This is a genomic window from Neobacillus niacini (assembly GCF_031457145.1).
GTDB lineage: Bacteria > Bacillota > Bacilli > Bacillales > Cytobacillaceae > Neobacillus > Neobacillus niacini_J.
In genome coordinates, this window is record NZ_JAVDVZ010000002.1 from 794,357 (window position 1) to 818,736 (window position 24,380).

At 36.6% G+C, this 24,380-nt stretch carries 18 protein-coding genes; 4 read left to right on the forward strand and 14 right to left on the reverse strand.

The genetic code is table 11. From position 1 onward, the window contains the following. Positions 1-27: 27 nt before the first annotated feature. The 11 genes from uxaC to J2Y03_RS08800 all read right to left on the reverse strand — a co-directional run bounded on the left by uxaC (position 28) and on the right by J2Y03_RS08800 (position 16,499). A complete protein-coding gene (uxaC, locus tag J2Y03_RS08750) occupies positions 28-1,428 on the reverse strand; it encodes a glucuronate isomerase (RefSeq protein WP_310193041.1) in 1,401 nt (466 codons plus the stop codon). Between the two features lie 40 nt (positions 1,429-1,468). Beyond that, positions 1,469-2,311 (reverse strand): sugar phosphate isomerase/epimerase family protein, encoded by an 843-nt coding sequence (locus J2Y03_RS08755; protein ID WP_310192925.1) that lies wholly within the window; start codon positions 2,309-2,311, stop codon positions 1,469-1,471. A 172-nt stretch (positions 2,312-2,483) separates the two neighbouring features. Continuing rightward, entirely contained in the window at positions 2,484-4,046 is a 1,563-nt protein-coding gene (locus J2Y03_RS08760) for a response regulator (protein WP_310192926.1), read from the reverse strand. Beyond that, positions 4,039-5,844: a sensor histidine kinase gene (locus tag J2Y03_RS08765; protein ID WP_310192928.1), complete on the reverse strand. Its 1,806-nt coding sequence runs from the start codon at positions 5,842-5,844 to the stop codon at positions 4,039-4,041. Before J2Y03_RS08765 ends, J2Y03_RS08760 begins: the two co-directional genes overlap by 8 nt. A gap of 343 nt (positions 5,845-6,187) precedes the next feature. After that, on the reverse strand, positions 6,188-9,091 hold the full coding sequence (locus J2Y03_RS08770; RefSeq protein WP_310192932.1) for a fibronectin type III domain-containing protein: 2,904 nt from the start codon (positions 9,089-9,091) through the stop codon (positions 6,188-6,190). A gap of 101 nt (positions 9,092-9,192) precedes the next feature. Next, complete coding sequence (locus tag J2Y03_RS08775; protein WP_396954183.1) at positions 9,193-10,299, reverse strand: glycoside hydrolase family 105 protein; 1,107 nt, start codon at positions 10,297-10,299, stop codon at positions 9,193-9,195. Between the two features lie 89 nt (positions 10,300-10,388). Next, a complete protein-coding gene (locus J2Y03_RS08780) occupies positions 10,389-11,729 on the reverse strand; it encodes an ABC transporter substrate-binding protein (protein ID WP_310192934.1) in 1,341 nt (446 codons plus the stop codon). 28 nt (positions 11,730-11,757) lie between these two features. Beyond that, complete coding sequence (locus J2Y03_RS08785) at positions 11,758-12,594, reverse strand: carbohydrate ABC transporter permease (protein ID WP_310192937.1); 837 nt, start codon at positions 12,592-12,594, stop codon at positions 11,758-11,760. A gap of 8 nt (positions 12,595-12,602) precedes the next feature. Next, complete coding sequence (locus tag J2Y03_RS08790) at positions 12,603-13,544, reverse strand: carbohydrate ABC transporter permease (RefSeq protein ID WP_310192941.1); 942 nt, start codon at positions 13,542-13,544, stop codon at positions 12,603-12,605. A gap of 154 nt (positions 13,545-13,698) precedes the next feature. Next, positions 13,699-15,027: an ABC transporter substrate-binding protein gene (locus J2Y03_RS08795; RefSeq protein WP_310192944.1), complete on the reverse strand. Its 1,329-nt coding sequence runs from the start codon at positions 15,025-15,027 to the stop codon at positions 13,699-13,701. A 164-nt stretch (positions 15,028-15,191) separates the two neighbouring features. Then, on the reverse strand, positions 15,192-16,499 hold the full coding sequence (locus J2Y03_RS08800) for a Gfo/Idh/MocA family protein (RefSeq protein ID WP_310192945.1): 1,308 nt from the start codon (positions 16,497-16,499) through the stop codon (positions 15,192-15,194). 280 nt (positions 16,500-16,779) lie between these two features. On the opposite strand from J2Y03_RS08800, the gene J2Y03_RS08805 reads away from it, so the two are divergent. Continuing rightward, positions 16,780-17,793, forward strand: coding sequence for a DUF1646 family protein (locus tag J2Y03_RS08805; RefSeq protein WP_132085343.1), 1,014 nt, complete (start codon positions 16,780-16,782; stop codon positions 17,791-17,793). Between the two features lie 60 nt (positions 17,794-17,853). On the opposite strand, the gene J2Y03_RS08810 is transcribed toward J2Y03_RS08805, so the two are convergent. After that, positions 17,854-18,918 carry a GGDEF domain-containing protein gene (locus tag J2Y03_RS08810; protein WP_310192953.1) on the reverse strand — a complete coding sequence of 355 codons (1,065 nt, stop codon included), beginning with the start codon at positions 18,916-18,918 and terminating at the stop codon, positions 17,854-17,856. A 170-nt stretch (positions 18,919-19,088) separates the two neighbouring features. On the opposite strand from J2Y03_RS08810, the gene J2Y03_RS08815 reads away from it, so the two are divergent. Beyond that, a complete protein-coding gene (locus J2Y03_RS08815) occupies positions 19,089-19,751 on the forward strand; it encodes an FMN-dependent NADH-azoreductase (RefSeq protein ID WP_310192955.1) in 663 nt (220 codons plus the stop codon). A 38-nt stretch (positions 19,752-19,789) separates the two neighbouring features. Here J2Y03_RS08815 and J2Y03_RS08820 read toward each other — a convergent pair whose 3' ends face one another. Next, positions 19,790-20,791, reverse strand: coding sequence for a DoxX family membrane protein (locus J2Y03_RS08820; RefSeq protein ID WP_310192957.1), 1,002 nt, complete (start codon positions 20,789-20,791; stop codon positions 19,790-19,792). Positions 20,792-20,843: 52 nt separating this feature from the next. Between J2Y03_RS08820 and J2Y03_RS08825 the strand changes: the two genes are divergently transcribed. Together J2Y03_RS08825 and J2Y03_RS08830 are read left to right on the forward strand one after the other, a co-directional pair. Next, entirely contained in the window at positions 20,844-21,389 is a 546-nt protein-coding gene (locus J2Y03_RS08825) for a diguanylate cyclase (protein ID WP_310193045.1), read from the forward strand. A 158-nt stretch (positions 21,390-21,547) separates the two neighbouring features. Beyond that, complete coding sequence (locus J2Y03_RS08830; protein ID WP_132085338.1) at positions 21,548-22,810, forward strand: sensor histidine kinase; 1,263 nt, start codon at positions 21,548-21,550, stop codon at positions 22,808-22,810. Between the two features lie 236 nt (positions 22,811-23,046). On the opposite strand, the gene yhbH is transcribed toward J2Y03_RS08830, so the two are convergent. Further along, positions 23,047-24,213, reverse strand: coding sequence for a sporulation protein YhbH (yhbH, locus tag J2Y03_RS08835; protein WP_310192960.1), 1,167 nt, complete (start codon positions 24,211-24,213; stop codon positions 23,047-23,049). Positions 24,214-24,380 lie beyond the last annotated feature (167 nt).

Genomic DNA, 24,380 nt, shown 5'->3' on the forward strand with positions numbered 1-24,380 from the left:
GAATGCTCCTCCTCATAATTGGGGCATTTAAAATTGAAAATACTCTTTTGCATTTTTATAAGAAATCCCTTGGACGATCTTTCCTAAGAATTCTGTATCATTTGGAACCTCGCCATTTTCGACCCATTCACCGATAAGATAACAGAATAATCTCCTAAAATATTCATGTCTTGTGTAGGAAAGAAAGCTTCTGGAATCTGTCAGCATACCGATAAAGCGGGTAAATAGACCAACATTAGCTAATGCCTGCATTTGGTCGAGCATTCCGGTTTTATTATCGTTAAACCACCATGCTGTTCCAAATTGAATTTTTCCTGGAATGCCTCCTCCTTGGAAATTACCAATCATCGCTGCAATAATAGCATTATCGTTTGGATTTAGAGAATAGATAATGGTTTTAGGGAGGGCATTGTCTTGTTCCATTGTATTTAATAATCTTGCCAACGGCTTGGCAATTTCTTCATCATTAATAGAATCATAGCCTGTATCTGGCCCTAGTTGGTTAAACATTCTTGAGTTATTATTTCTTATAGCATTAATATGGAACTGCATCGCCCATCCTAATTCGGAATAAAGCTTCCCTAGAAATGTTAATGTATAGCTTTTATATTTCTTTTCATCCTCAATAGAAACCTTTTGACCATTCAATGCCTGTTTAAAAATCTGTGCTGCTTCTCCTTTGGATGTATCCGCATACATCATGACATCAATCGCATGGTCCGAAACTCTTCCTCCAACCGAATGGAAAAAACGAACTCTTGATTCAAGCGCTTGTAAAAAGCCATCATAAGTATCGAACGGGGTTCCGGAAACTTCTTGCAGTTTGTTCACCCACTCGAGATATCCATCGCGATTAATTTCCAGCCCTTTATCTGGTCGAAAGCTTGGCAGTACCTTTACATTAAAATCAGACTCTTCCTTTAATAGTTGATGATATTCAAGACTATCTACAGGGTCATCAGTGGTACACACCACATGAACATTCGATTTTTCAATAAAATCTCTCGCACTAAAGCCTTCACTATTAAGTAAAGCATTTACCTTCTCCCAAATAACCGGAGCACTTTCTTCATTTAATAGCTCATCAATCCCAAAGAATCGTTGTAACTCTAAATGTGTCCAATTAAACAGTGGGTTCCCAATTGTCATTGGAACGGTCTTTGCCCAGGCCAGAAACTTATCATAATCACTGGCACTGCCAGTAATGAGCTCTTCGTCAATCCCATTGCTGCGCATTAACCGCCATTTGTAGTGATCTCCAGATAACCAAATTTCTGTAATGTTTTTGAACTTCTTATTCTCATAAATTTCCTTAGGACTTAAATGGCAATGGTAGTCAATGATTGGCATATCTTTTGCATATACATGATACAAAGTAACCGATGTTTCGTTGTTTAGTAAGAAATTATCATCCATGAAGCTTCGCATTTCGACACCCAACTTTCTTTGTTATTTGTTTTATCCCTACCTATGCACTTTCGTATTTATCAATTAAGAAAGCCAAACTTTCATCTATGTATGGTTCCTTTGTGCTTTCCATTAAAATATTGATAAATGGTTTTTTCCTTTTTAATAAGTGAAATAGAAAATCATAATTTAACAATCCATGACCTACCGGAACGATTTTGATTTGTTCATCCTCAATAATAAAATCCTTCGCATGCACTATCACCATTCTGTCTCCAAACAGGTTAAATGCCTCTTGGATAACAGCTTCTTGATGATAAAAATTATCAAGGGAGATAAAGTTGGCGGGGTCATAGATCACTTGAAGATTGTTAGATGGGACAAGATCAAGTAATCTCTTCATCCTCCCAGGTGTATGAACCGGATGGCTGATTCCTCCCTCAATACCGACAATCACTCCAAATTTTTCAGCTTCTTCCACAAGCTCCTTGACACTTTCGACTACTTCAAGAAACGGCTTTTCTGCAAAGTTTTCTTCTGTATAGACAATTTCAGCCTGAACATTACCTGTCTCCGTTCCAACAATGCTGCAGCCAAAATCCCGTGCAAACCGAAGATGCTCCTTGAATCGATCCATCCCTTTTCTTCTTTGGTTATAATCAGGATGGATCATGTTGAAATAGCAGCCTAATACAGCTATTTGAATATCCTTCTTTTCAAAAACACGTCGTATCGTTTGAGCAAAACCAGGACTTAAACTTCCTAATTCGGAATTGATATCCTTTAAGGACTTGCCTAATGCAAACTGAACAGAGTTGAGTCCTTTATTTGCGATTATATTTACTACATTCTCGATTGATGGAACACCAGTATCGTGTGCCCGGATTCCTATATTCGCAATCATTTCCATCCTCCAGTTCCGTTCATTACCTTACACGTTGATTATAATAATCTATGAAAAGGGTTACAATTCATCCTAACAAAGTCCTTAAAATCTTTAACGATTATCTTAAAAATTTAACAATATTGAAAAGATCCGAATGGAATCGTCCACGCGGATTTAATAGTCGTTCTATTTATTTAAACTTTTTTTTAAATTCAGCAGGTGTGAAACCTGTGTATTTCTTAAAACAAATACCAAAGTATTGAGGGTTACTATAACCTACTTGTTCACAAACTTCATAGGTTTTAATATTTCCCTCGCCCAATAGCTCCATCGCCTTTTTCATTCGTAGCTCTAACAAGTAATCCCCAAAGTTAAACCCTTTCTCTATTTTAAATAGATTACTTAAATAAGGGGTGCTGACATGGATGAATTCGGCCACTTTTTGAAGAGTTAAACTGCTGTCATGGAAATTCTCCTGAATATACTTGATTGCTTGGTCAACATGACTATAATAATTCTTTTCTTTCTTTTTATACATAGCTGTATACCATTGTTCGATGAGACTATGCAGCATTTCTGTCATTTCTGTCAGGGTTGATAACTCCATGATATCTTTATATACAACTGATGAATTAAAACGATCTGTTGAGTCTTCCTTTTTCCATTTTTCAATTTCAAAAAAGAGCATAGTACTGAATTTAAGTGCCAGGACCTTTAAATCTGCCAGAGGAACCGTTTTTCGATCGATTATAGCTGTGCTTAACTCCATCAGTGTTTCATTTGCCTTTTCTGGTAAGCCGGACTTGATGTGATTCTCGAATTTCATCTCTAAATCTTGGATATGCTCTGCTTTTTGGTTACATTTTGAGACCGTTTCATCTAAAGAGATGACACGCCCTGTCCCCATAATATGTCTCATATCCATGGCTACCCTGGCTTCGAGGAAAGACTTACCGACTTCAAACAGATTAGGATAGGCACGTCCATGTGTAATGGTAATGGAATTGTCTATTTCTTTACTTAGATAATTAAACAGAGCTTGGGCTAACTCCCCTTTCCTAGAGTCATGATCGTTTTCAAGTGATAAAAGGATGGTATATTCACCAACATCTGCATTCATCACCAAACATGGTAATTCATTAAAATAGGAAGAAGTGAAACTCGTAATCTTTTCTTTAAAGAAGTGTCCCTCTAGATCAAGCTCAATGGTATTCCTAACAAGAAGAACGGCATAGAAAGGGCCTTCCATTTGAACATCAAGCGCCAACAGCTCATTCTCGACATCAACCCGGTAATCGCCTTCTCGAATCAACGTTTGAAAGAATTTCTGCTGTAATAAAGGCAGGGACTCTATGATTCTTTTTTCTTTGACTGATTCTTTTTCCCATTCAGCTGCTGCCTCTTTGGCTTTTTTTAGCAAGTATTCCGAATCGACGGGCTTTAACAGATAGTCAAATGCCTTCAACTTAAGAGCTTGTTGGGCATATTTGAAATCTTCATACCCAGTCAGAAAAATAATTCTTGTCTCCGGGCTTTTTTCTTTAATCTGCTTCGCCATTTCTAACCCACTCATAAATGGCATATTAATATCGGAAACGACGACTTGCGGCTGTTCCTTTTCGATTAACTCTAATGCCACCTCACCGTCTCCTGCTTCTCCTGCTACAATAAATCCATGATCTCCCCAGGGGATTGCCTGGCAAATGCCCCGACGAATAATTCGATCATCTTCTACTACAATTACTTTATGCATACTCGTTAATCTCCCCTTTTGTTTTGGGAATCGTAATGGTAACGACTGTCCCATTGCCAGGTTCACTTGCAATGGTCAAACCGTATCCGTTTCCGAAGTGAATTTTAATTCGTTCATTTACACTTTGTAGACCAATACCAAGATATCTCTTTTTCTCCTGATACGAGGCTTCTATTTCTAGCAAAATATCATTTAATTTATCTGGTTGTATTCCATTTCCGTTATCACTCACCTCTAAATGGATGGTATCTTTAACTTGATATCCTCGAATGGTTATTTTCCCTTGGCCACGTTTTTGCTTTACCCCATGGTAGATGGCATTTTCAATAAGAGGCTGCAATGAGAGTTTAATAATATTATAGGCAAGGATTTCTTTTTCCATTTGGATTTCATAGGAAAAGTCATCGCCATAGCGCATTTCCTGAATAAACAAATAATGCTGAATGTGTTCGAGTTCTTCATTAATGGAAATGATTTCTCTTCCTTTACTAATTCCGATTCGAAAAAAACTTGCAAGTGCAGTAATCATTTGACTAGCGTCTTTATTTAGACCCATATCACACAATCCTTTAATGGAATACATCGTATTATAGAGAAAGTGTGGATTAATTTGGGCATGCATAATCGCAAATTCTAATTGTCGTTTCTCTTCTTGCTCTAAACGGATTTGGTCCATTAAGGTATTAATCCGGATAATCAATTCTTTAAAGCCTGTATGAAGGATTTTCATTTCTTCTGGACCCGACATTTCAACATTCAAGTCTAGATTTTTTTTATCAATCATCCCCATTTGGCTGGCCATTTTTTTAAATGGATGGGTAATATATTTTCCTACTATATTCGTAATAAAAATTGCACTCATGATCATCAATATGACCAATAGAATTGTGAAATCTTTGATGTAATTTACCTTATTTAAGATTTCATCTTGCGGAATAACAGCAGCAATTTTCCACTTATTTGAGCGTAATGTATCGTAAATAACAATCATATCTTCCCCTGCATCATTTTCGTAAGAGAATCTCCCATGTTCGTCTTTGAGATTTTGTACTGAGTGAAAAGTGGATTGATCCAGCTTGTATTCCTTTTTTACTGTTTTGGATTCATAAATTCCATCTGGACTAATCAATGTCAGGTATCCATTCTCGCCGATTAACGATTTATTCAATACTTGTTCAAAAAATTCTGCCCGTAAATTAAATAAAACGATTCCTTTTGAGGATGATTGATTCTTCTCAATCAATCGAAATAATGACATGACCTTATTATCTTTATTAAATTCATGGTCATCGTGGATATTTCTCCAATAAAAACCCTCTTTGTTTCCATAAAATTTTGTAAAATACTCATCATAATTGATCGTTGGATTTGAATTGTAGTTGGTATGATATAATAAAAAACCATTTTGCTTATAATTTACGAGAACGGATTCAAGAATGGCATTGTATCGTGAATAAATAAGCTTTAAGTTATTATCAATTTCAACATAAGATTCCGGCTTTATTTCAGACACGTCTTTATCGACTAACGATAATATTCTGGGATCATTCGATAAGGAGACAAACTGCTGAAAAACATCCGCCAGCATATTATCAAGATAATTCTTAGTTTGAAAAATCGTATCATTCACATTTTTATAAGCATTTTCTTCTATTTGTGCAGTGGCAAGCAATGTTGAAACCCATCCTGTAACTAAAATAAATAGGATAATGATAGGTAAATAGAGAGTATTTATGGTGGATTTAAAAGAATAGAAAAGATGTTTGCGAATAAAGTGTTTAATCTTAACAGCTGTCATAGAAGGAACTCCCTGTTAGTATATAAATTCAAATATTCTCTTATTCAATTGTAACCGTTTTCCACATTTTATAATACTAAGAAATTATCGATCAATTGGTCGAAAAACAGCAGCCAGATAAAAATCTAGCTGCTGTAGTCTATTTTACCTCTGGACCAAATAGTCTTAACGCTTTAACTGCTTGATTACCATTATTTACAATAGAAAAACTAGTAACGTTCGCAGGTATAAAGAGTTGGTCTCCTTTTTTTATGGGAGATGTTCCTCACAAAAATATTATAGATTAAAAGAGTAGAAAGCCCCAAATGAATGGAAGCTTTCTATATAGTTACGATGGAAATCCTTATTTTAGAGTGAGCATTTTACTTGGTCCAAATCCGCTCCAACGATAGCCTTCTACTCTGAGAAGACCGTTTGCAAGGACATCGGAGAGTCTTTCTCTCTTGGAATACTTCACTCCTTTTCCGACTGCTTCAACTTTAAACGTATATTCTTTTCCTTTATCAAGACCTTTTACAGTATAAGACGTTTCAGCCGTTGTCATTTCTGCGTTAATAGGTGTAAACTCCACACCTTTAGGTATAATTGGCTGCCCATTCACATATATGCGGTATCCAATGACTTCTTGGTTTTGGGCTTTAGCCTCATTCCAAGAGAGGGTCACACTTGCTTTATCTTTTTCGACTTTGGTCCTTAATGCTCCATTAAAGGTTGGTGCTCCAATTGCATAAGGAGTTGCTGTTTCGATTTCTAAAGAAGTGTTATAAGGTGTCTTGTTTCCTGCAAGATCGACTGCTTCCACTTGAACATTATATTTTGTACCTGGCTGAAGATTGGATAATGTATAGTTGCTCGTTTTAGCAAATCCTTGCAATTTCCCATTTGCATATACGTTATATCCGGCAATGCCAGTTTCGTCACTTGCTGCTTCCCATGTAACGGAAGCCCATGTAAAGCCTGGATATACAACCTCAACCTCCTTGCCGCTAAAAGTATCAATAGCTGGAATCGTAGTTGTTGGTTCTTTAATCTTCGTATTTGAAGGAAGCACAGGAGCAGTTACATCACGCTCTCCATTTGTTATTACTTTGGTTGTTGGGCCATCAGAAGTACGATTTCCAATCCCATCCGTTGCTTCTACCTTAAAGGTATATTTTTCAGCAGGTGTTAAACCGGAAACAGTAAAGTTTGTTTCTTTCGTTGTCGTATAGTCAGATCCAATCTTCTCACCATCTTTATAAACAGTGTACCCCGTTACCCCTAAATTGTCTGTTGCTGCATCCCAAGTTAAGGTCACACTTTTACCATCTTCAGACGAGACGGCTTGTATCACCGCTTTTTTAGCCCACGCAGGCTTTTGTGCAGCATCCGCAGGGGCTGCTGTAGTATTTTCAAAAACTAGACCTGTAGAGTTTGTAATTCTCCAAGGATTTCCATTATTATCTTTGACGTTTGTGAATGCAACATTAATGAATTTAAAGTTTTTAGCATAATCCATTTTTACGGAATAAACATTGTCAAATTTTACATCTTTAAAAGTAATATTTTCGTGGTATACTTCTCCGACATCATTATTTCCTTGTACGAGGATTGCCTGTTTATTGCTGCCGCCTTGGTTGCGTATAGTCGTATTTTCAATCTTCATATCTCTGAATTGCGAAATTTGCTGTGCTGGTTCATAAAGAATCGCCGCATTCGGATCTTCATATGAAGAAGTAAAAACAAATGGACCATCGCCGTCAATACCTTCTAAAGCATTATCCCGGAACAGAATGTTTCTTGCTCCGCCTCCCATTGGTGTATTGGTTTTGCTGCGTAAACCAACATCCGTTTTATACATGATATTGTCTTCGACTACAAAGTCTTGAATCCAGCTGCCTGTATGGCTGCCTGTTACCACCCCGCCGTGACCTTCACGAATATAGTTATTAAAGATCCATGCATCTCCAGTAGGTTCTTTACCTGCTGCTGCTTGTCCCATACCTGCTGCAAAGTTAATCGCATCATCTCCGGTATCAACAAAGTTATTGAAGACCATAATATGCTGGGAGTCACCAAACTCATATCCATCCGCATTATTGGCATCGTATGTTTTTGAAATTGTACCGTTTACGACAATGTTTTTACTATGAAGGTTCACGATACCGTGAAAAGCAGGATTCAGCTGTGTAAATCCTTCATAATACATGCCGTCTACACCACGTACCGTAATCAAGCTTGAGCGTGTGGAATAAGCAGACTTCACGTTCATACCCATCTCTTGAGATGCATACGATTGGGTGGCTCCTAAAATACCTTGTGTATTTGGAGAATTAAGATCTAGCGGACTCATCTTTCCATTTTCTACTTTTATATTTCCTGTAACTTTGGAGTTATTGCCAGCAAAGTAATATGGAAGTTCATTACCTGCTTCATCAATGGTTGGGTTTTTTGAAGAGTCCAGCTTCCATCCATTCCCATCAATCGTTCCTTTCCCTGTAATTCTGATATTCTTAAGACTGCCATAGTCGTATGTATGAGCATTGATCAGGGAATAGGAACGCTCATCTGTCGAGTAATCGTATACCCAGAAATTCCTGCTATAATCTTCTGGGTCATCGGCGCCTAGTAAATAACCATCTACTTGTAACGTCATATCGGATTTAAGCCATATTTCGCCTGAAATAAACTTTCCTTCTGGAATTAAAACTTTCGCACCTTTTGATGCTGCATCTATTGCCGCTTGGATCGCTTTGGTATCCTTTGTGTCATCATTTGGAGTGGCACCAAAATCAACAATATTGAAAACCTCTGGTACTGGCGTTGTTTTTCCATCAATCTTGTTTGAAGGTGCTGATTCAACTCCATCTTTATTTACAGAAGTGACATAAAATTCATAAGACCGGTTTGATTCCAAATTTTCTATGGTGAAATTATGAATGAGAATGTCGACATGAAAATCATATTTATCAATATTTTCGTAGAAATTATCAATATACTCTTTTGCAGGCCCGCCGTTATCCTTTAGAGCGCTGCCAATTTTCTTTCCATCCATATAAACATTAAAATCTACAATATCCTTATAATCCTTAGGTTTTTCCCACACAAGGGTGATGCTGTCTTCGTCAAAAGCAAGGGTCGGTATCTGTAGGTTTACGGGTGCTCCCGGAGTAGAGGTTTTTGTTTTTGCCAAAGATGCTGTTGCTAAATTACTGAATACTAGCAATATTATGAAAAATAGAGAGAGACTTGTTTTAAATATTTTCAACTCAAATTACCACCTTTTATCTGACTTTGTGAAGCACCTTTCCCTATGCAAAAAAAGCTGCACAGGAAAAGGTCATATCAAAAATATTGTACCCGACAGCTTTACTTAAGCAGGTCGTAGTACGCCATGCTTGCTAAAAGGAAGGCACCCATCCCATGAAGATCATTTTCAGATGTTGGGCGTGAAACATAGTAATCGTATGTGCCTGCGGAAGTTCCAATCACAATTCCTTTTAATGTAAAAGAAGAATCATCGCTTTCCGTCATATGTTCTAATAAACCTGCATAGGCTTTATCACACACTTCACGGTAAGACTCATCAATAATGCCATGCTTTATTGCCTTCGCAATAAAGTATAAAAAGAGTGCTGAACAAGAAGATTCTAACCAATTGTCTGGACGATTGCCTTTATCGACCACATTGTACCAAAGACCAGACTGTTCATCCTGGAATTTCACGATGGCAGGAATGAAACTTTGAAGAGATTGAATCCATTCTTCCTGACCACGTTTCTTTTCTCCCAATACTTCTAACAAATCAATCAATGCCGCACCGTACCAGCCAACTGAACGGCCCCAGAAGTCCGGAGAACAGCCTGTTTCTGGATCAGACCACGGCTGTACTTTTTTCTCATCCCATGCGTGGAAGAGCAAACCAGTTTTAAGGTCTGTCATATGTTTTCTCATTAGCTTTTCTTGAAGTAATACATGCTGAACCAATTCTTCTTCTTGAAAATGGTTGCTATACATAAGCATGAATGGCCCACCCATAAAGAGACCATCTAACCACATTTGATAAGGGTATTTTTCCTTATGCCAGAAACCATTTTCAGTCGTTCTGTTGATGGTATCTAAGGCACTTCTTAATTTCTTTGCAGCAATCAAATATTTAGGATTTTTCGTCTTTTCATATAAAGGAAACAATAGAATCCCCGGCATGATAGAATCTAACTGATCTCTCTCGAAAACAACATTTCCTTCATCATCAATTAAATGGTCATAATATGCTTGGATGTAATTAAAGTACTCTTCCTTACCCGTTGCTTCCCAAACTCTGTACATTCCATATAGAAAAACCCCTTGGTGATAATGGAACCAATTTACTGGAGGTAAGTCCTCAGCACGGAAAGTATTCATTAATGCTTGGCATGCCTTTTCCGCCATCACCAACGGAGTTTCTGTTCTGATTTTATCTGTTGTATTTCCCATTATCCTATCTCCTTCTCATTCATCTAATTTAATGGTCCATATAGGGAAACTGGGTGTTAATAGAATCAACACCCAGAATGTAGATTTAATTATTTTTTAAAAGTTTGGTCATATTTTGCTTTAGAATCTTCAATTGCTTTTGCCCACTCATCTAGGAAGTCTTTTGCTGACATTTTTCCACTCATCACTGCTTGTACACCTGGGTCTACTACGCCATCAAGGATTGCACGATAATCTGGCAGATAGAATGGCGGTTCATATAGTTTTGTATCAGGATTATTGTAAACTTCAAAGGCTGTTTTGATATGCTGTGCATCTTGTACCCATTTATCATCTAACACATCAGAGTTTGTAGGAATTTGACCAGTTTGTTGATTCCAATAGCTTTGTGCTTCTTCTGAGTTAACAAATTCTACGAATTTCCATGCTTCATCAGCATGCTCTGTTGATTTGAAGATAGCCAGGTTAACTGCATTACCACCTTCTGCAACATATTGTCCTTTTTCTGTTGTTGGAAGTGGAATTAACTTGTAAGACCCTGCTGGTAACGCTTTATTGTGCTCACCATAAGAACCAGGATTGTGGTGTACCATAGCTACTACACCTGTATCAAAGCCTGCAATCATTTCTTTATAACCATTTGTGATATCACTCTTTGGTGTTAATTTGTCATAGTAAGAGAAATACTTCTCAACAAATTCTACGTGTTTCGGATCGTTGATGTTCGTCTTACCATTTTTATCAAAAAAGTCTAAACCACTATAAGCAAACATTGCTCTTTGAATCGTGAAGGATGCACCTGCACCACCGCGGATGGTAAATCCATAACGATTATTCGCTTGATCTCTCATTTTTTCAATAACTGTAAAGAACTCATCCCATGTTTTAGGCTCCTGTACACTAGCTTGTTCAAACCAGTCTGTACGAATCCATAAAGCATCTAAATTTTGTGCATACGGAATACCATAAAGCTTGCCATCTTGAGTGATTTTCTTATTTACACCAGTAGCACTTGGGTTAATTTTCTTGCTGATGTCAGACTTCTCGAAATGAGAATCTAGTGGCAGCAAAGCTTCACGAATAGAGAATTCTGGCAGCCAAGTTGTTTGCACAGAGCCAATATCTGGCATATCATCTGCTGCAATCGCTGCATCATATTTTGATTTTGCTGAACTATTCGGAATACCAACATACTCAACATTAATATTAGGGTTCTTTTCTTCAAATCGTTTAATTACTTCTTCCCAAACAGGGGTACGTGCTGGGCCTGCGTTTTCATCCCAAAATTGGAGTGTTACAGGTTCATCCGATTTGGCTGCTTCTTTTTTCGTTTTAGTTGCAGCTTGTTCTTCACCACCGCAGCCTGTAAGCAACATTCCGGTTGCCATTGTTAGTGCAAAAAAAGCCGTTGTCATTTTTTTCTTAATCATTGTAATGCCCCCTTAATATTTTTTATAATTAGCCTTTTACAGCTCCACCCATACCGTTTACTAGGTGCTTCTGTGCATAGGCAAATAATATAACTGCAGGAATTAAAGCGATTACACTTCCAGCCGCCAAGGCTCCATAGTTGATACTGAATTCACCCATCATCGTACTTAGTCCAACTGGGAGCGTGAACTTGGATTGTTGATTGGTCAGCATGAGTGCAATTAAAAATTCGTTCCATGTATAAATGAAGGTAAATACTCCTGTTGCTACAATCCCAGGCAGCAATAATGGGAAGACAACAAAACGCAGTGCTTGCAGTTTTGTACAGCCATCAATCACAGCCGCTTCTTCCAATTCCTTTGGAACATTTGAGATAAATCCACTCATCAAGATCGTAGTAAACGGAATTTCTATTGCTGTATAAGTAATAATGAGTGAAAGTGGATTACTGATTAACCCAAGATTTTTGAAAATGACGAACAAAGGAATAATCATCATCGCTCTAGGGATAAATTGAGTACATAACAGCATGATCATAAAACTGCGTTTTCCTTTGAACTGATATCTGCTTAATGCATAACCAGACAAAGTCGAACAGACAAGCACAACCAAAACCGTAGAAACCCCAACAATTAAACTATTTTTAAAGAAAGTAGCAAAACCAACATTGGTCCAAGCCGTGACAAAGTTTTCAGTAGTCGGGTTTATTGGCATATACTGCAGGGGTCGTTTAACGATGTCCCCTTCAGGTTTAAAAGCGGTATTCAGTGTCCAGTAGATTGGAAAGATGGTAAAACTCAACAACATGGTTAAAGGAAGGTATAGAGTTAAAAGCTTGTCGACTTTTTTATTTGCTGTAAACATCCTTCAAATCACTCCTTTTCATAACGTGATAGTTTCAAATAAAGGATGGCGAAAACTAGTAATATTCCAAATGAAACGACCGTTAATGCTGACCCGTATCCAAAATTGCTTCCATGTACAGCTAAATCTGCAATATACATCGTAAGTGTTGTGGTTGAATGAGCAGGACCACCACCCGTTAAGTTAAACAATAGATCAACGTTATTAAACTCCCAAACTACTCTTAGTAATGTAGTTAGGACAATCGTATTTTTTAATTGTGGTAATGTTACATAAATAAACGACTTCCATCTGCTTGCACCATCTACCCTGGCTGCTTCATATAATTCAACAGGAATACTTGATAATGACGCTAATAAGGTGATAGCGAAGAAAGGTATACCCCTCCATAACTCTGCTATAATAACCGATGTGAACGCTGTTGATGTACTTGCTAAGAAAGCCTGTGGTTCATCAACGATTCCCATTTTCATCAGCAAGTCATTGAGTACACCCATATGTTCATTAAACATTAATGACCACATCGTTGATGCAAGAACCCCTGAAATAGCCCAAGGAATAAAGGCAACCGCACGTATAACTCCTCTAAATTTAAACGTTTGGTTCAATAATAAGGCCAGAATCATTCCAAACGTTAATTGAAGACCTACTTCTGTTACAACCCATTTCAAACTATTCATTAAACTAGGTATAAACATCTTGTCATTCGTAAAAATTTCTTTAAAGTTCTCTAAGCCAGCAAAGCCATTATAGTAAGGCGCAGACACATCATAGTGTTGAACACTGTAATAGAATACTGTAGCGATTGGGTAAAATAGAAAACCTAAGATTATTAGGAAAGAGGGAAGAATAAAAAGGTAGGGAACCCATTTATCCTTTTTAATCTTTTTCCGGTTCACCGCCTTATTGCTGTTAACAACTGTTTCAGTAACACCTTGTGAATAACTCATCTAGTTTCCTCCTCTCTGCTTTTTATCATAAATGAAAACGGTTTCTCAAATAATTAAAGATTTTAAGATGATTGATTAAAATTTTAAGATATTTCAAAGATCTAATAAAAAGAGAAAAAAAAATCCGCTGCTCACTTGCAACGAATGCGAAAATTTATCTACTTAATCCATCATAATGTCTCTGAGCCTGTTCCATTGCTTCTGCCCATTTATTTAAAAACTCTTCTACCGGCATTTTTCCACTTAAAACTGCTTGTGTTCCAGTGTCAACAATTGTATTTAGTATTGTGCGGTATTCCGGCAGATAGAACGGCGGCTCATAATGAATTGTTTTCGGATCATTATAGACTATTTGTGCTGTCTGAATATGTGGCGAAGTCATTATCCAATCTTCACTCAGTACATCCAAATTAGTAGGAATTTGACCGACACTTTTATTCCAAAAGCTTTGAGCTTTCTTCGAATTGATAAAACGAATAAATTTCCATGATTCCTCCGGGTGCTCAGTTCCTTTAAAAATACTTATTCCAATGGTGTTGCCATCTTCTGCTACAAAATGACCTTCAACAGATTTTGGTAAAGGAATCGCCTGAAATTGTTCCGGATCTAACGCTTCGCTATGCTCCGCAAAAGAGCCGATGTTATGCTGTAATATCGCGATATTCCCTGAATCGAATCCAGCAATCATTGCCTTATAATCATTTGTGATATCTGAAATGGGGGTATAGTTTTGATACAAGGCAAAGTATCTCTTTAAGAATTCCACATGCTTTGGATCATTGATCGTACTTTTCCCATCTTTGAAGAATGTTTCAATGCCTGAGTAGGCATACATCATCCGTTGTAACTGGAAAGTGCCCCCTGCTCCCCCACGGATTGTATACCCATAACGATTATTCGATTTATCTGTTAACATTTCAACGGAACGAAAGAACTCATCCCACGTCTCAGGAGTGTTCAAATTGGCCTCTTTAAACCAATCAGATCGGACCCAGAGGATATCGAGGTTTTGTGTATATGGAATCCCATATAACTTTTGATTACTTACGATACTTTTATTAAACTCTATTGCACCCTTATTGATTTTGATATTCTCGCTCCATTTAGAAAAATAAGAATCTAGCGGCAACAATGCGCCACGCGAAGAAAACTCTGGCAGCCAGCTAGCGTAAACACTTGCAATATCAGGCACCTCTCCTGAAGCAATAGCTGCGTCAAACATTGCTTTTGCCGAGTCTTTAGGTAATCCAACGTATTCGATATCAATGTTTGGATTTTCTTTCTCAAACCTATTAATTAATTCCTCCCAAATAGGAGTTCGCTGTGGTCCTGTATTATCATCCCAAAAAACAATTTTGACAAGTTCATCTTCTTTTGGAGATGATTTTTGGAATAAGGAGTGTTCACCATTGCAGCCGGTTAGTACCAATCCAATTACCATAATCAGAGCGCTCACTGAAGTTGTTCGTTCATTCCAAAACATACTTTTATCTCCTCTTTGAATAGCTACTTCCTTAAAAGTATAAAATTATTCTACTCATTTCGAAGCTGCATGCAAAGAAATTTCGTTGGAAAATAAAAAAAAACATACTAATCAGTCCTAAAATTAACTAATAGTATGTTTCTTCTAGCAAATGCTTTTTTTCATCACCCTATTACTTTGTTAATTGATTCGGGATGAAATAGGAGTTCCTTAATGTTAATTGGCTTCTTTTCATTAACTGAACGCCATACACCTTCACCAACTGCAATGGAATATGCACCAGCCTCAGCTCCTGCTAATATCTGATACTTCCGTGATGGGTCAGGACCGAGGAATAGATCCTCTAATAAAATAGGATCGCCGCCACCATGTCCACCAGGCTCTTGGATAAGCTCAATAGTCTCTTTTCCACCGAAAAGAGGGTAATAATCAATTTTTTGTTCTGGATATTCAAACGGGATTCGAGAAGGTTCATGGTATTCAGTTGTTTCAATCCTTCCTTTTGTTCCATTAATAGCCAGCCTATATCCTTCATAAGGTGCTGAAAAATTAATGGAGTAACTTAGCATACTACCGCCATCATATTTAACTGCAGCCACATACGTATCCTCAATTGAAATCTCTTCATCAAAGATACAAGCGTCAGGGCGATAATCAGTATATGGGATGTCCTTTTCATATACACCTGCTAAAAGATGGTCATCTCTTACAGTAGTCGACCCGATGCGAGAGTTCCACCGCCTAAAGTACCTGCAGTCATTCCTAACATCACAAGTACCGCAAAAACGACCGGACTCCTTCCTCGGATTCATTTCACTATCATGTCCAAAATAGTTCAAAGCTCCGTATGCAAACACTTCTTCTGGCCTTTGATCTAACCACCAATTGATAAGATCAAAGTGATGGGTCGATTTATGAATCGACAAGCCTCCGGAAATATCCCTATTACGATTCCATCTTTTAAAGTAGCTCGATCCATGATACGTATCGATATACCAATTTAGGTCAATGGAAGTGATTCTTCCAACTTTACCTTCCAGAATCATTTCTTTAATTCTTCGATGAAACGTACTGTATCGATAATTAAATGTAACAATGACTTTGCCTTTGCTTTCTGCTTCAGCCTGCATTACTTTGTATGCATCCGCTGCGTTCGTCACCATCGGCTTTTCTGTTATCACGTTCACCTGTTTATTTAATGCTCTTAAAATATAATCGACGTGAGTGTTGTCTCTGCCCGTAACGATAACATAATCCGGTTTGGTTTGATCAATCATGGTATCAAATTGTTCAGGTTGGAAGACTGGAACTTGTTCTAACTGACGATATTTTTCTTTACAAATGGAAAATCGAAGTGAATCAGTATCTAGTAATCCAACAATCTCATTTTCTTTTGAAAACTCATTTAAGATTGGTTTAATAAACATCTCTAATGCCCGGTTACTGACACCGCAGATAACATACTTTTTCATACAAATTTCCTCCAACTTTTAATAAAGGCCGATTACTTGTCCTTATTTTATATGAAGTTAGTTTCTTTTATAATGAAAGATCTTTAGACTTTTGTGTAAATTTTTAAGATAATCAATGCCTGTATTTATTAGTTGTAATGATCTGCCTCTTGTTCTATTATTATTAAATTAATAGTATTATTTTTTAAAAATCATAATATTCTGTTAAAAAATTACACAAAAAAGTCTATAATACATTTATAGTTTAAAATAAATAAATAACACAAGGGATTTGGTATGTATGATTGGATTAGTAATCATTTTAATTTTGGTTTTATTTCTACCTTTTTCTGTAAAAAAAGTGGAGCATAATTTGGAGATTTTCTTATTTATTATGGGAATTGCAGCTGCGACGATTAGCGGCATGATGAATCTTCATTTAATCGAGAAGGCGCTTATTGACCCAATTAATATTACACTTGCAGTCTTGATTGCCGGGTTAGTCTGTAAATGGGGGCAGGTACAGCTCGAAAAGTCGATTCTATGGTTAAGCAGAGTACTAACTCCAAGGATTTTCTTTGGATTAACAGTCATTATTTTAGGACTAGCTTCAAGCATAATTACCGCGATTATAGCGGCAATCGTGCTTGTTATTATCATTAATGTCCTTCCACTTGACCGTAAAGCTGAAATTAGGTTTACGGTGTTAGCCTGTTTTTCGATTGGGCTTGGTGCTGCCTTGACACCAATTGGGGAGCCATTAGCAACGATTACCATCAGTAAGTTAAATGCAGATTTCTTCTATTTATTGAAGTTAATTGGTCCAGAAGTTATCCCAGCAGTGGTTCTTTTTGGGATTCTGACATGGTTTTTGGTTAAACCACAAGAAAGCCAAGACAGTCTTGAATCACAACAAAAATCAGAAAGCTATAAAGAAATTCTGATTCGATCCGCTAAAATCTACTTGTTTGTAATGGGTTTAACCTTCCTTGGCCATGGTTTTGAACCATTAATTAATGAGTATATTCTAGGGCTTCATCCGATGTTGTTATACTGGATTAACATGATTTCAGCGATTTTAGATAATGCCACCTTAGCTGCAGCAGAAATTAGTCCAGCCATGGACCAAGAAACAATACGTGCTGTTTTAATGGGACTAATTATCAGTGGCGGTATGCTGATACCTGGTAACATTCCTAATATTATTGCAGCGGGGAAACTAAACATTACCAGTAAAGAATGGGCACGTTTTGGGGTTCCCGTTGGGCTAATTACCATGGCAGTATATTTTGTTATCTTGTTTTTTATCTATTAATATTTTTAATGGAAATAAAAAAAGGAATCGAATCCACAGAAAAGTGGTGCCGATTCTTTTTTATTTTGCCATCATATGCATGCGGACAATCGCGTTTTCCTTCATCATTGGTGAAAACAATGAATAACAGTTTCTCCCCTGCTCCTTGGAATGATACATAGCCAGGTCTGCATATTTTATTAGAGTTTCCATATCTTCACTATGAATGGGATGCAAGCTAATGCCGATACTAGGCGAAATGATAAACTGTTGTCCATAAATCCTAAATGGTTCTTTCATCGTCTTGATTATCTCTTCACTCACTTCAAATGTTTCATCTTCGGATGTGATTTGGGGCATAAAGATAATAAATTCATCTCCACCAAATCGGGCTAGGACGTTATCTTCCTTTATTATTTTCCTCAACCTGTTGGCAACAGATTGCAATAACTGATCTCCTGCTTCATGTCCCAGGCTGTCATTAATGACTTTGAAATGGTCTAAATCCAGCAATAGAATACCCTTGTCAGTGGCAGATTTATCATTATTTAGACAGGACTTAATAAACCATCGATTGGGTAAACCTGTTAGGGCATCATGATAGGCCATATGTGAAATCTTTTCTTCTGCATTTTTTAAATCTGTAATATCCAATCCAAAACCGAGTAAACACTCCTTGATCGATTCCTCAAGGTGAATAATTGTTTTCCCTGTAAGCATATGACCTTTTTTTCCTTTAAATTCTGTGACAACCTCATTTGTTTGAAGTGTTCGCTTTTTCCATACTTCTAGGTCAATTTCACGCTGCCTCTCAGCAATAGGCATAGGGAAAAAATCAAACACTGTTTTCCCAACAAGTTCTTCCCCTTTTACACCATGTGCTTTACATGCATGTTCATTTACAAAAATCGTTCGACCTTCCGGATCTTCTAAAAAAATATTAATAGGTAAAGCATCAAGAATTTTCAAATGCAAGGATTCATTTAAGCGAAGGCTCTTTATAAGTTGTTTCTCTCTAGTTTCTAACTCTTCTACTCTTTTTCGCAGTTTTTCTAATTCACTTTCCACATTTATATGCGAATTTTGCCGAATCATCATTAATTCCGCCTTTAGTATTATATCTGCTTTAAGTTTTAACTTAATCATATTGTATTCCTGATAAATTATCTATTAGTTTTCTAACAATTGTATGAAAAATTTTGTTAAGAAATGGACACTGTTTGTTCAAGAACTTCACTTTTTGTTCAAAAACGGTCAAGTTTTTTTCCTTATAATAATAGTAGTAAGTTTAATTAATTTGATTGGATGTGCATGAGATGAAGAAATTATTATATATAACCGCTAATCCTAAAGGACTTGAAAAATCAAAAGGTTTGAAAATCGGTGAGGCGTTTATTAACACCGTTAAAGAGGAAAACCCGGAAATGGAAATAAAACAGATTGATTTATTTACATTAGATATTGCTCATATGGATGCTGAGCTAGTGTCTGCAAGAGGAAAATTAGCAGGTTATGGTTATACATTAGATCAATTAACCGACGGAGAAAGAGAAAAAATCCTCAAAATGCATGCACTCGCGGATGATTTCCTTTCTTATGACTATTATGTTTTTGTTTCCCCTATATGGAACTTAAACTCTCCAGCAGTGTTAAAAGCCTATTTGGATAATCTATTTATTGCTGGTAAAACCTTTACCCATACAGCGAATGGTCCAAAAGGTCTCCTCACTGGTAAAAAGGCGATTCATATTAATACCCGCGGTGGACTATATACGGGAACACCAATGAAGGACTTAGAATGTGGTGATCGTTATTTAAGAATTGCGCTTAATTTCCTAGGTATTGAAGTAATGGAAACCATTATTGCAGAAGCCTTAGACCTTTATCCTCAAAAAGTACCAGAAATTGTAGAAAAAGCAAAGCAAGAAGCAATTTCTGCGGCTAAAGAAATGGTACAAACACGAGTTCCCCAAGTATAGCATAGAGAAAAAGCTTCCTTTTGGAGGAAGCTTTTTCTCTATGCAAAACGATAATATAGCAGAAGAAAGGTTGCCAGTGTAAATACAAAGTTCAAAAAGACAAATACCATACGAGATATTTTTGTCCTATGAATATTAATTGGGGGGTCGTAAAATGATACTCCCTCAATAATAAAAATGATTAAAACAATATGAATCATTAGATGTCCAATGATTTCAGTTACACCAAAAAGCATTGTTGTTGAAATAAATATTAAAGTCAACACAAACGCTAAAAGGCGATTCAGAATCCCTACTATCAGCAAATAACCAACAACAAATTCTATAAATGCTGCAAGTACCACAAATGTGGCGGGAGGAAAACCAAACGTTGGAACACCGTGCTGATGAATAATATCCATACTCATTGCAGGGTAGACCCATTTCTCAACTGCCACCCAGCACAATGACAATCCTGTCCCTAAGTATAGAAAAGGAAATCCCCAATCTTCTAGTTTCGTTTTTCCTACCAATAATACTCCAACAATCGCTAGATAAAAACCATAATCAAGCATATGAAACAATCCTGATTGGGCTAACTGATAAATAAATAACCCTAATAATATAAGTGCACCAGCTTTTGTCGCAAAGTGGAATGGTATCAATAGAAGAATAATGGTTATCCACATTAAAATTCGTATGGTTTGGTTTGTGATAGCAAATTCGGGTGCAAGTATCGTCCCTGCCAATACCTGAATAATTAATGCGATTGCCGTACCATATTTCAAAATATACCTAGAAGATTTCCGATATCTGTCCAATACTTCATCAATTTTTTTAGTGATTGGGATTTTATCAAGCATTGGCAAAAGCTGTGTCAATACTGCTAGCAATATCGCGATCAATATGGAAATTGTCATAAACAATGGCGATAGGATATGTTCAATTTCTTCTTTTTCTGGTGTAACTTCAGTAAACCATTTTACATGTGCGTCAACGAAATGGGGTGAAAAAATAATAACCAAAACGAACAAGATGAAGACTAAAACTTTTCTTTTCATTAGCTCCCCCCTAAAAGTATCTAATTTATATATTCTTCTGACACTCCTTTAAATATTCTATTTTGAGAAAGCAAATGAATTTTTAAATCGTCTTTCTTATATGGACGGGCTGACAGGCATTGGAAATAGAAGGCATTTTGATGTAATTCTTAACAGGGAATGGTCTAGGTTACTTTCAACCCATTCACCATTAACGCTTCTAATGTTTGATATTGATTACTTTAAAAAGTACAACGATACATACGGTCACCTTGCTGGTGACCAATGCCTGCAAAGCCTTACTTCCGCAATAAAAGACCTAATTGCTAATAACCCATCCAGCATATTTTGTCGATATGGTGGTGAGGAATTTGCCATTATCCTCACAAAAACGAAGTTGGAAAAGGGCATCGCTATCGCTGAATTGATTCAAAAGAAGGTTCAATCACTTAAAATTGCACATAATAGTTCGGAAATATCTGATACCGTTACAATCAGCATTGGAATTTCCACAATCATTCCGAGTCCGGAAGCGAACCCAAAGGATTTAATTCATTTAGCAGATACTTCTTTATATAACTCGAAAACGAAAGGAAGAAATACCATTTCAACAGCATAAAAGGGGAGGTTTGATTTCACACAACCTCCCTTTTTTGATATATTTCTACATTTTTCATCTCGATACATGCATTTATTCTAAATAATTAGTAAATTCAGTTGTATTAAGTCGAATAAAAATGTAAAATTTTCCTATAGGCCTAATGGACGGTGAAATAGATGGAAATAACAAAACACCTTTTCTCAAATCTTTCCATTTTAATAATATTGCTCTTCTTTTGCTTAATTTGGCTTGACCAAAGCAGAAAATTCACATTATCAAAAACTACTCTCATTATCATTTCTGTTCTACTATTATGGATTTGTATTCAATTCTCCTATAATCCAGTCCCCCATGCGCGATACGATTTAAGGATCATTCCAATCGTCATTGGCGGTTTATATCTCGGAATCGGTCTTATTATTGTCATGGCAATGGTAATCATTAGAAGCTTTTATGGCTTGGACTCTGGTTTGGTTGGAACAATCCTTCTTTATGTTCCACTAGCGATTGTTTTTTTTCGACTATCACCCTGGTTTTGGAAACAATCATCTAATCGTCGAATCTCTATTGCCATTTATTTAGGAATAATACTTGGAATACTGACCACAGGGGGAGAGTTTATTAAATATACGGGCAGTCCTTGGTATGATGTTTTGTTTGCATACTTTGTGATTCCCCCACTAGGGATTGGCATTATCGCCTATTCGATTGAGTATATAAAAAAAAGTGTGGAACTAAAACATCAATTAATCAAAGTGGAAAAATTAAAAGCCGTAGAACAAATGGGTGCTGCCATTTCCCATGAGATTCGGAATCCGCTGACTGCGGCAAATGGGTTTGTGCAGTTACTCAATGATGACTACCTCCCCAGACATAAACGCAGGGAATATTTATCAATCGTAAAGGATGAACTAAATTCTGCCGAAAGAGTCATTCAAGATTATTTAACATTTGCCAAACCATCTCTAGTCAAAATCGAGGAACTAAATGTCAAGAATGAACTTAAGCAAATTATTAATATCTTAACTCCGATGGCCAATCAAAATTCGGTAGAAATTATCACTGATTTTTCAGTAATTGGATTCATTAAAGGTGATAGGCAACGGTTCCGCCAATGCTTTATAAATATTCTAAAAAATGCGTTAGAGGCTATGCCGAATGGTGGTTATCTATATATTGAGACCCATTTTAGCAAGGATTATGTAACAATCCGCGTTCGGGATACAGGGATAGGGATGACTTCTGAACAGCTAGCACGACTAGGTGAACCCTATTACTCAACAAAAGGAAAAAATGGTACAGGGCTTGGAATGATGGTAGTTTATAGTATCATACGTGCCATGAACGGTTTTATACGAGTAGAAAGTGAAATGGAAATAGGCACAACCTTTCACATAAAATTTCCTACCATCACCACGTATAATAAAAATGAAATTTAATATAAGGCTCTTTTCTTAAACTTTGTTACTTTTTGGAACAAAATTTAATGATTGTGCTAAGTTTCCATAGAAAATAGCATAAATTTAATAAGAAAAGAGCCTGCAAACTAAATTCAAAAGAGCAAAATAACTATTTCCACGTTAAAATCGGCTTTAAGATTTTAACAACAATCTTTACGAAAACAACCAATATAAAAATAGAAAAAATCGACAGGCATTGTACCTGTCGATTTTAGTTATGCATACATCTTGTTTTCTTCTTTTTGAAAAAAGCTCTTCATCGCATGGAATACATCCGCTTTTTGCTTTAGTATATAATAGCGGAACTGCTCATCTTTGATATTCTTATAGGCTGACATTAATGTAGAATGACGATTATACTGATTTACCTCTCCATAACCAAACATGTTTGAAACTTTCATTAGTTCTTCTACAAGCTTGACGCATCGAGCATTATCAGATGTAAGATTATCACCATCAGAAAAGTGGAATGGATAAATGTTGAACTTACGTGGATTATATTTAGCATCAATTATTTCTAACGCTTTTCGATATGCTGATGAACAGATGGTTCCTCCACTTTCACCTTTGGAGAAGAAATCTTCTTCAGTAACACTCTTAGCTTCTGTATGATGAGCAATAAATTCAATTTCAACTGTTTCATATTTTGTACGCAAGAAACGTGTCATCCAAAAGAAGAAACTTCTAGCCATATATTTTTCCCATATTCCCATACTTCCACTTGTATCCATCATGGCAATAACGACTGCTTTGGAATCTGGTTTGATCACTTCATTCCAAGTCTTAAATTTCAAATCGTCTTTGTAAATTGGATGGAATGCAGGTTTTCCATTCATTGCATTTCTCTTAAATGCAGACATCATGGTACGCTTCTTATCAATATTACCCATCAGCCCTGTTTTACGGATATCATTGAATTCAATATTCTCTACTAAATGTTCCTGTTCTTCTTTTCTTTTTAAATTCGGAAGCTCTAGTTGTTTAAACAAAGCTTCCTCTAATTCCATTAATGATACTTCAGCTTCAAAATAATCCTCACCGGCTTGATCCCCTGCGCCCTGCCCTTTTCCTGGACCCTTTTGCGCACTTGATCCGTCACGAGCAATTACGTCACCTACTTGGCTCTCACCGTCACCTTGGCCCACGTGTTTGTTTTTATCATAATTGTAGCGGATTTTATATTCGTCTAATGAGCGAATGGGAATTTTCACCACATCGCGTCCATTGGACATAATAATACTTTCTTCTGTAATTAAGTCGGGAAGATTGTTCCTAATTGCCTCCTGGACTTTTTCTTGATGCCGTTGCTGGTCATCGTGGCCTTTACGGTGGAGGGACCAATCTTCTCTTGAAATTACATATTGATGGTTATTGTCAGACAATGTAAACCCCTCCTTATGAATTTTTTTAATTTCCTGAGTCACATTTTCTTTCAAATATCATAAAATAACCCGAGTGTAAAAATGCATATAATGTTGATTACATTATCCTATGCAAAAGCAGTGAATTATTTACAAATTATTTTGATAATTGGGCTCGTGTAGATAAA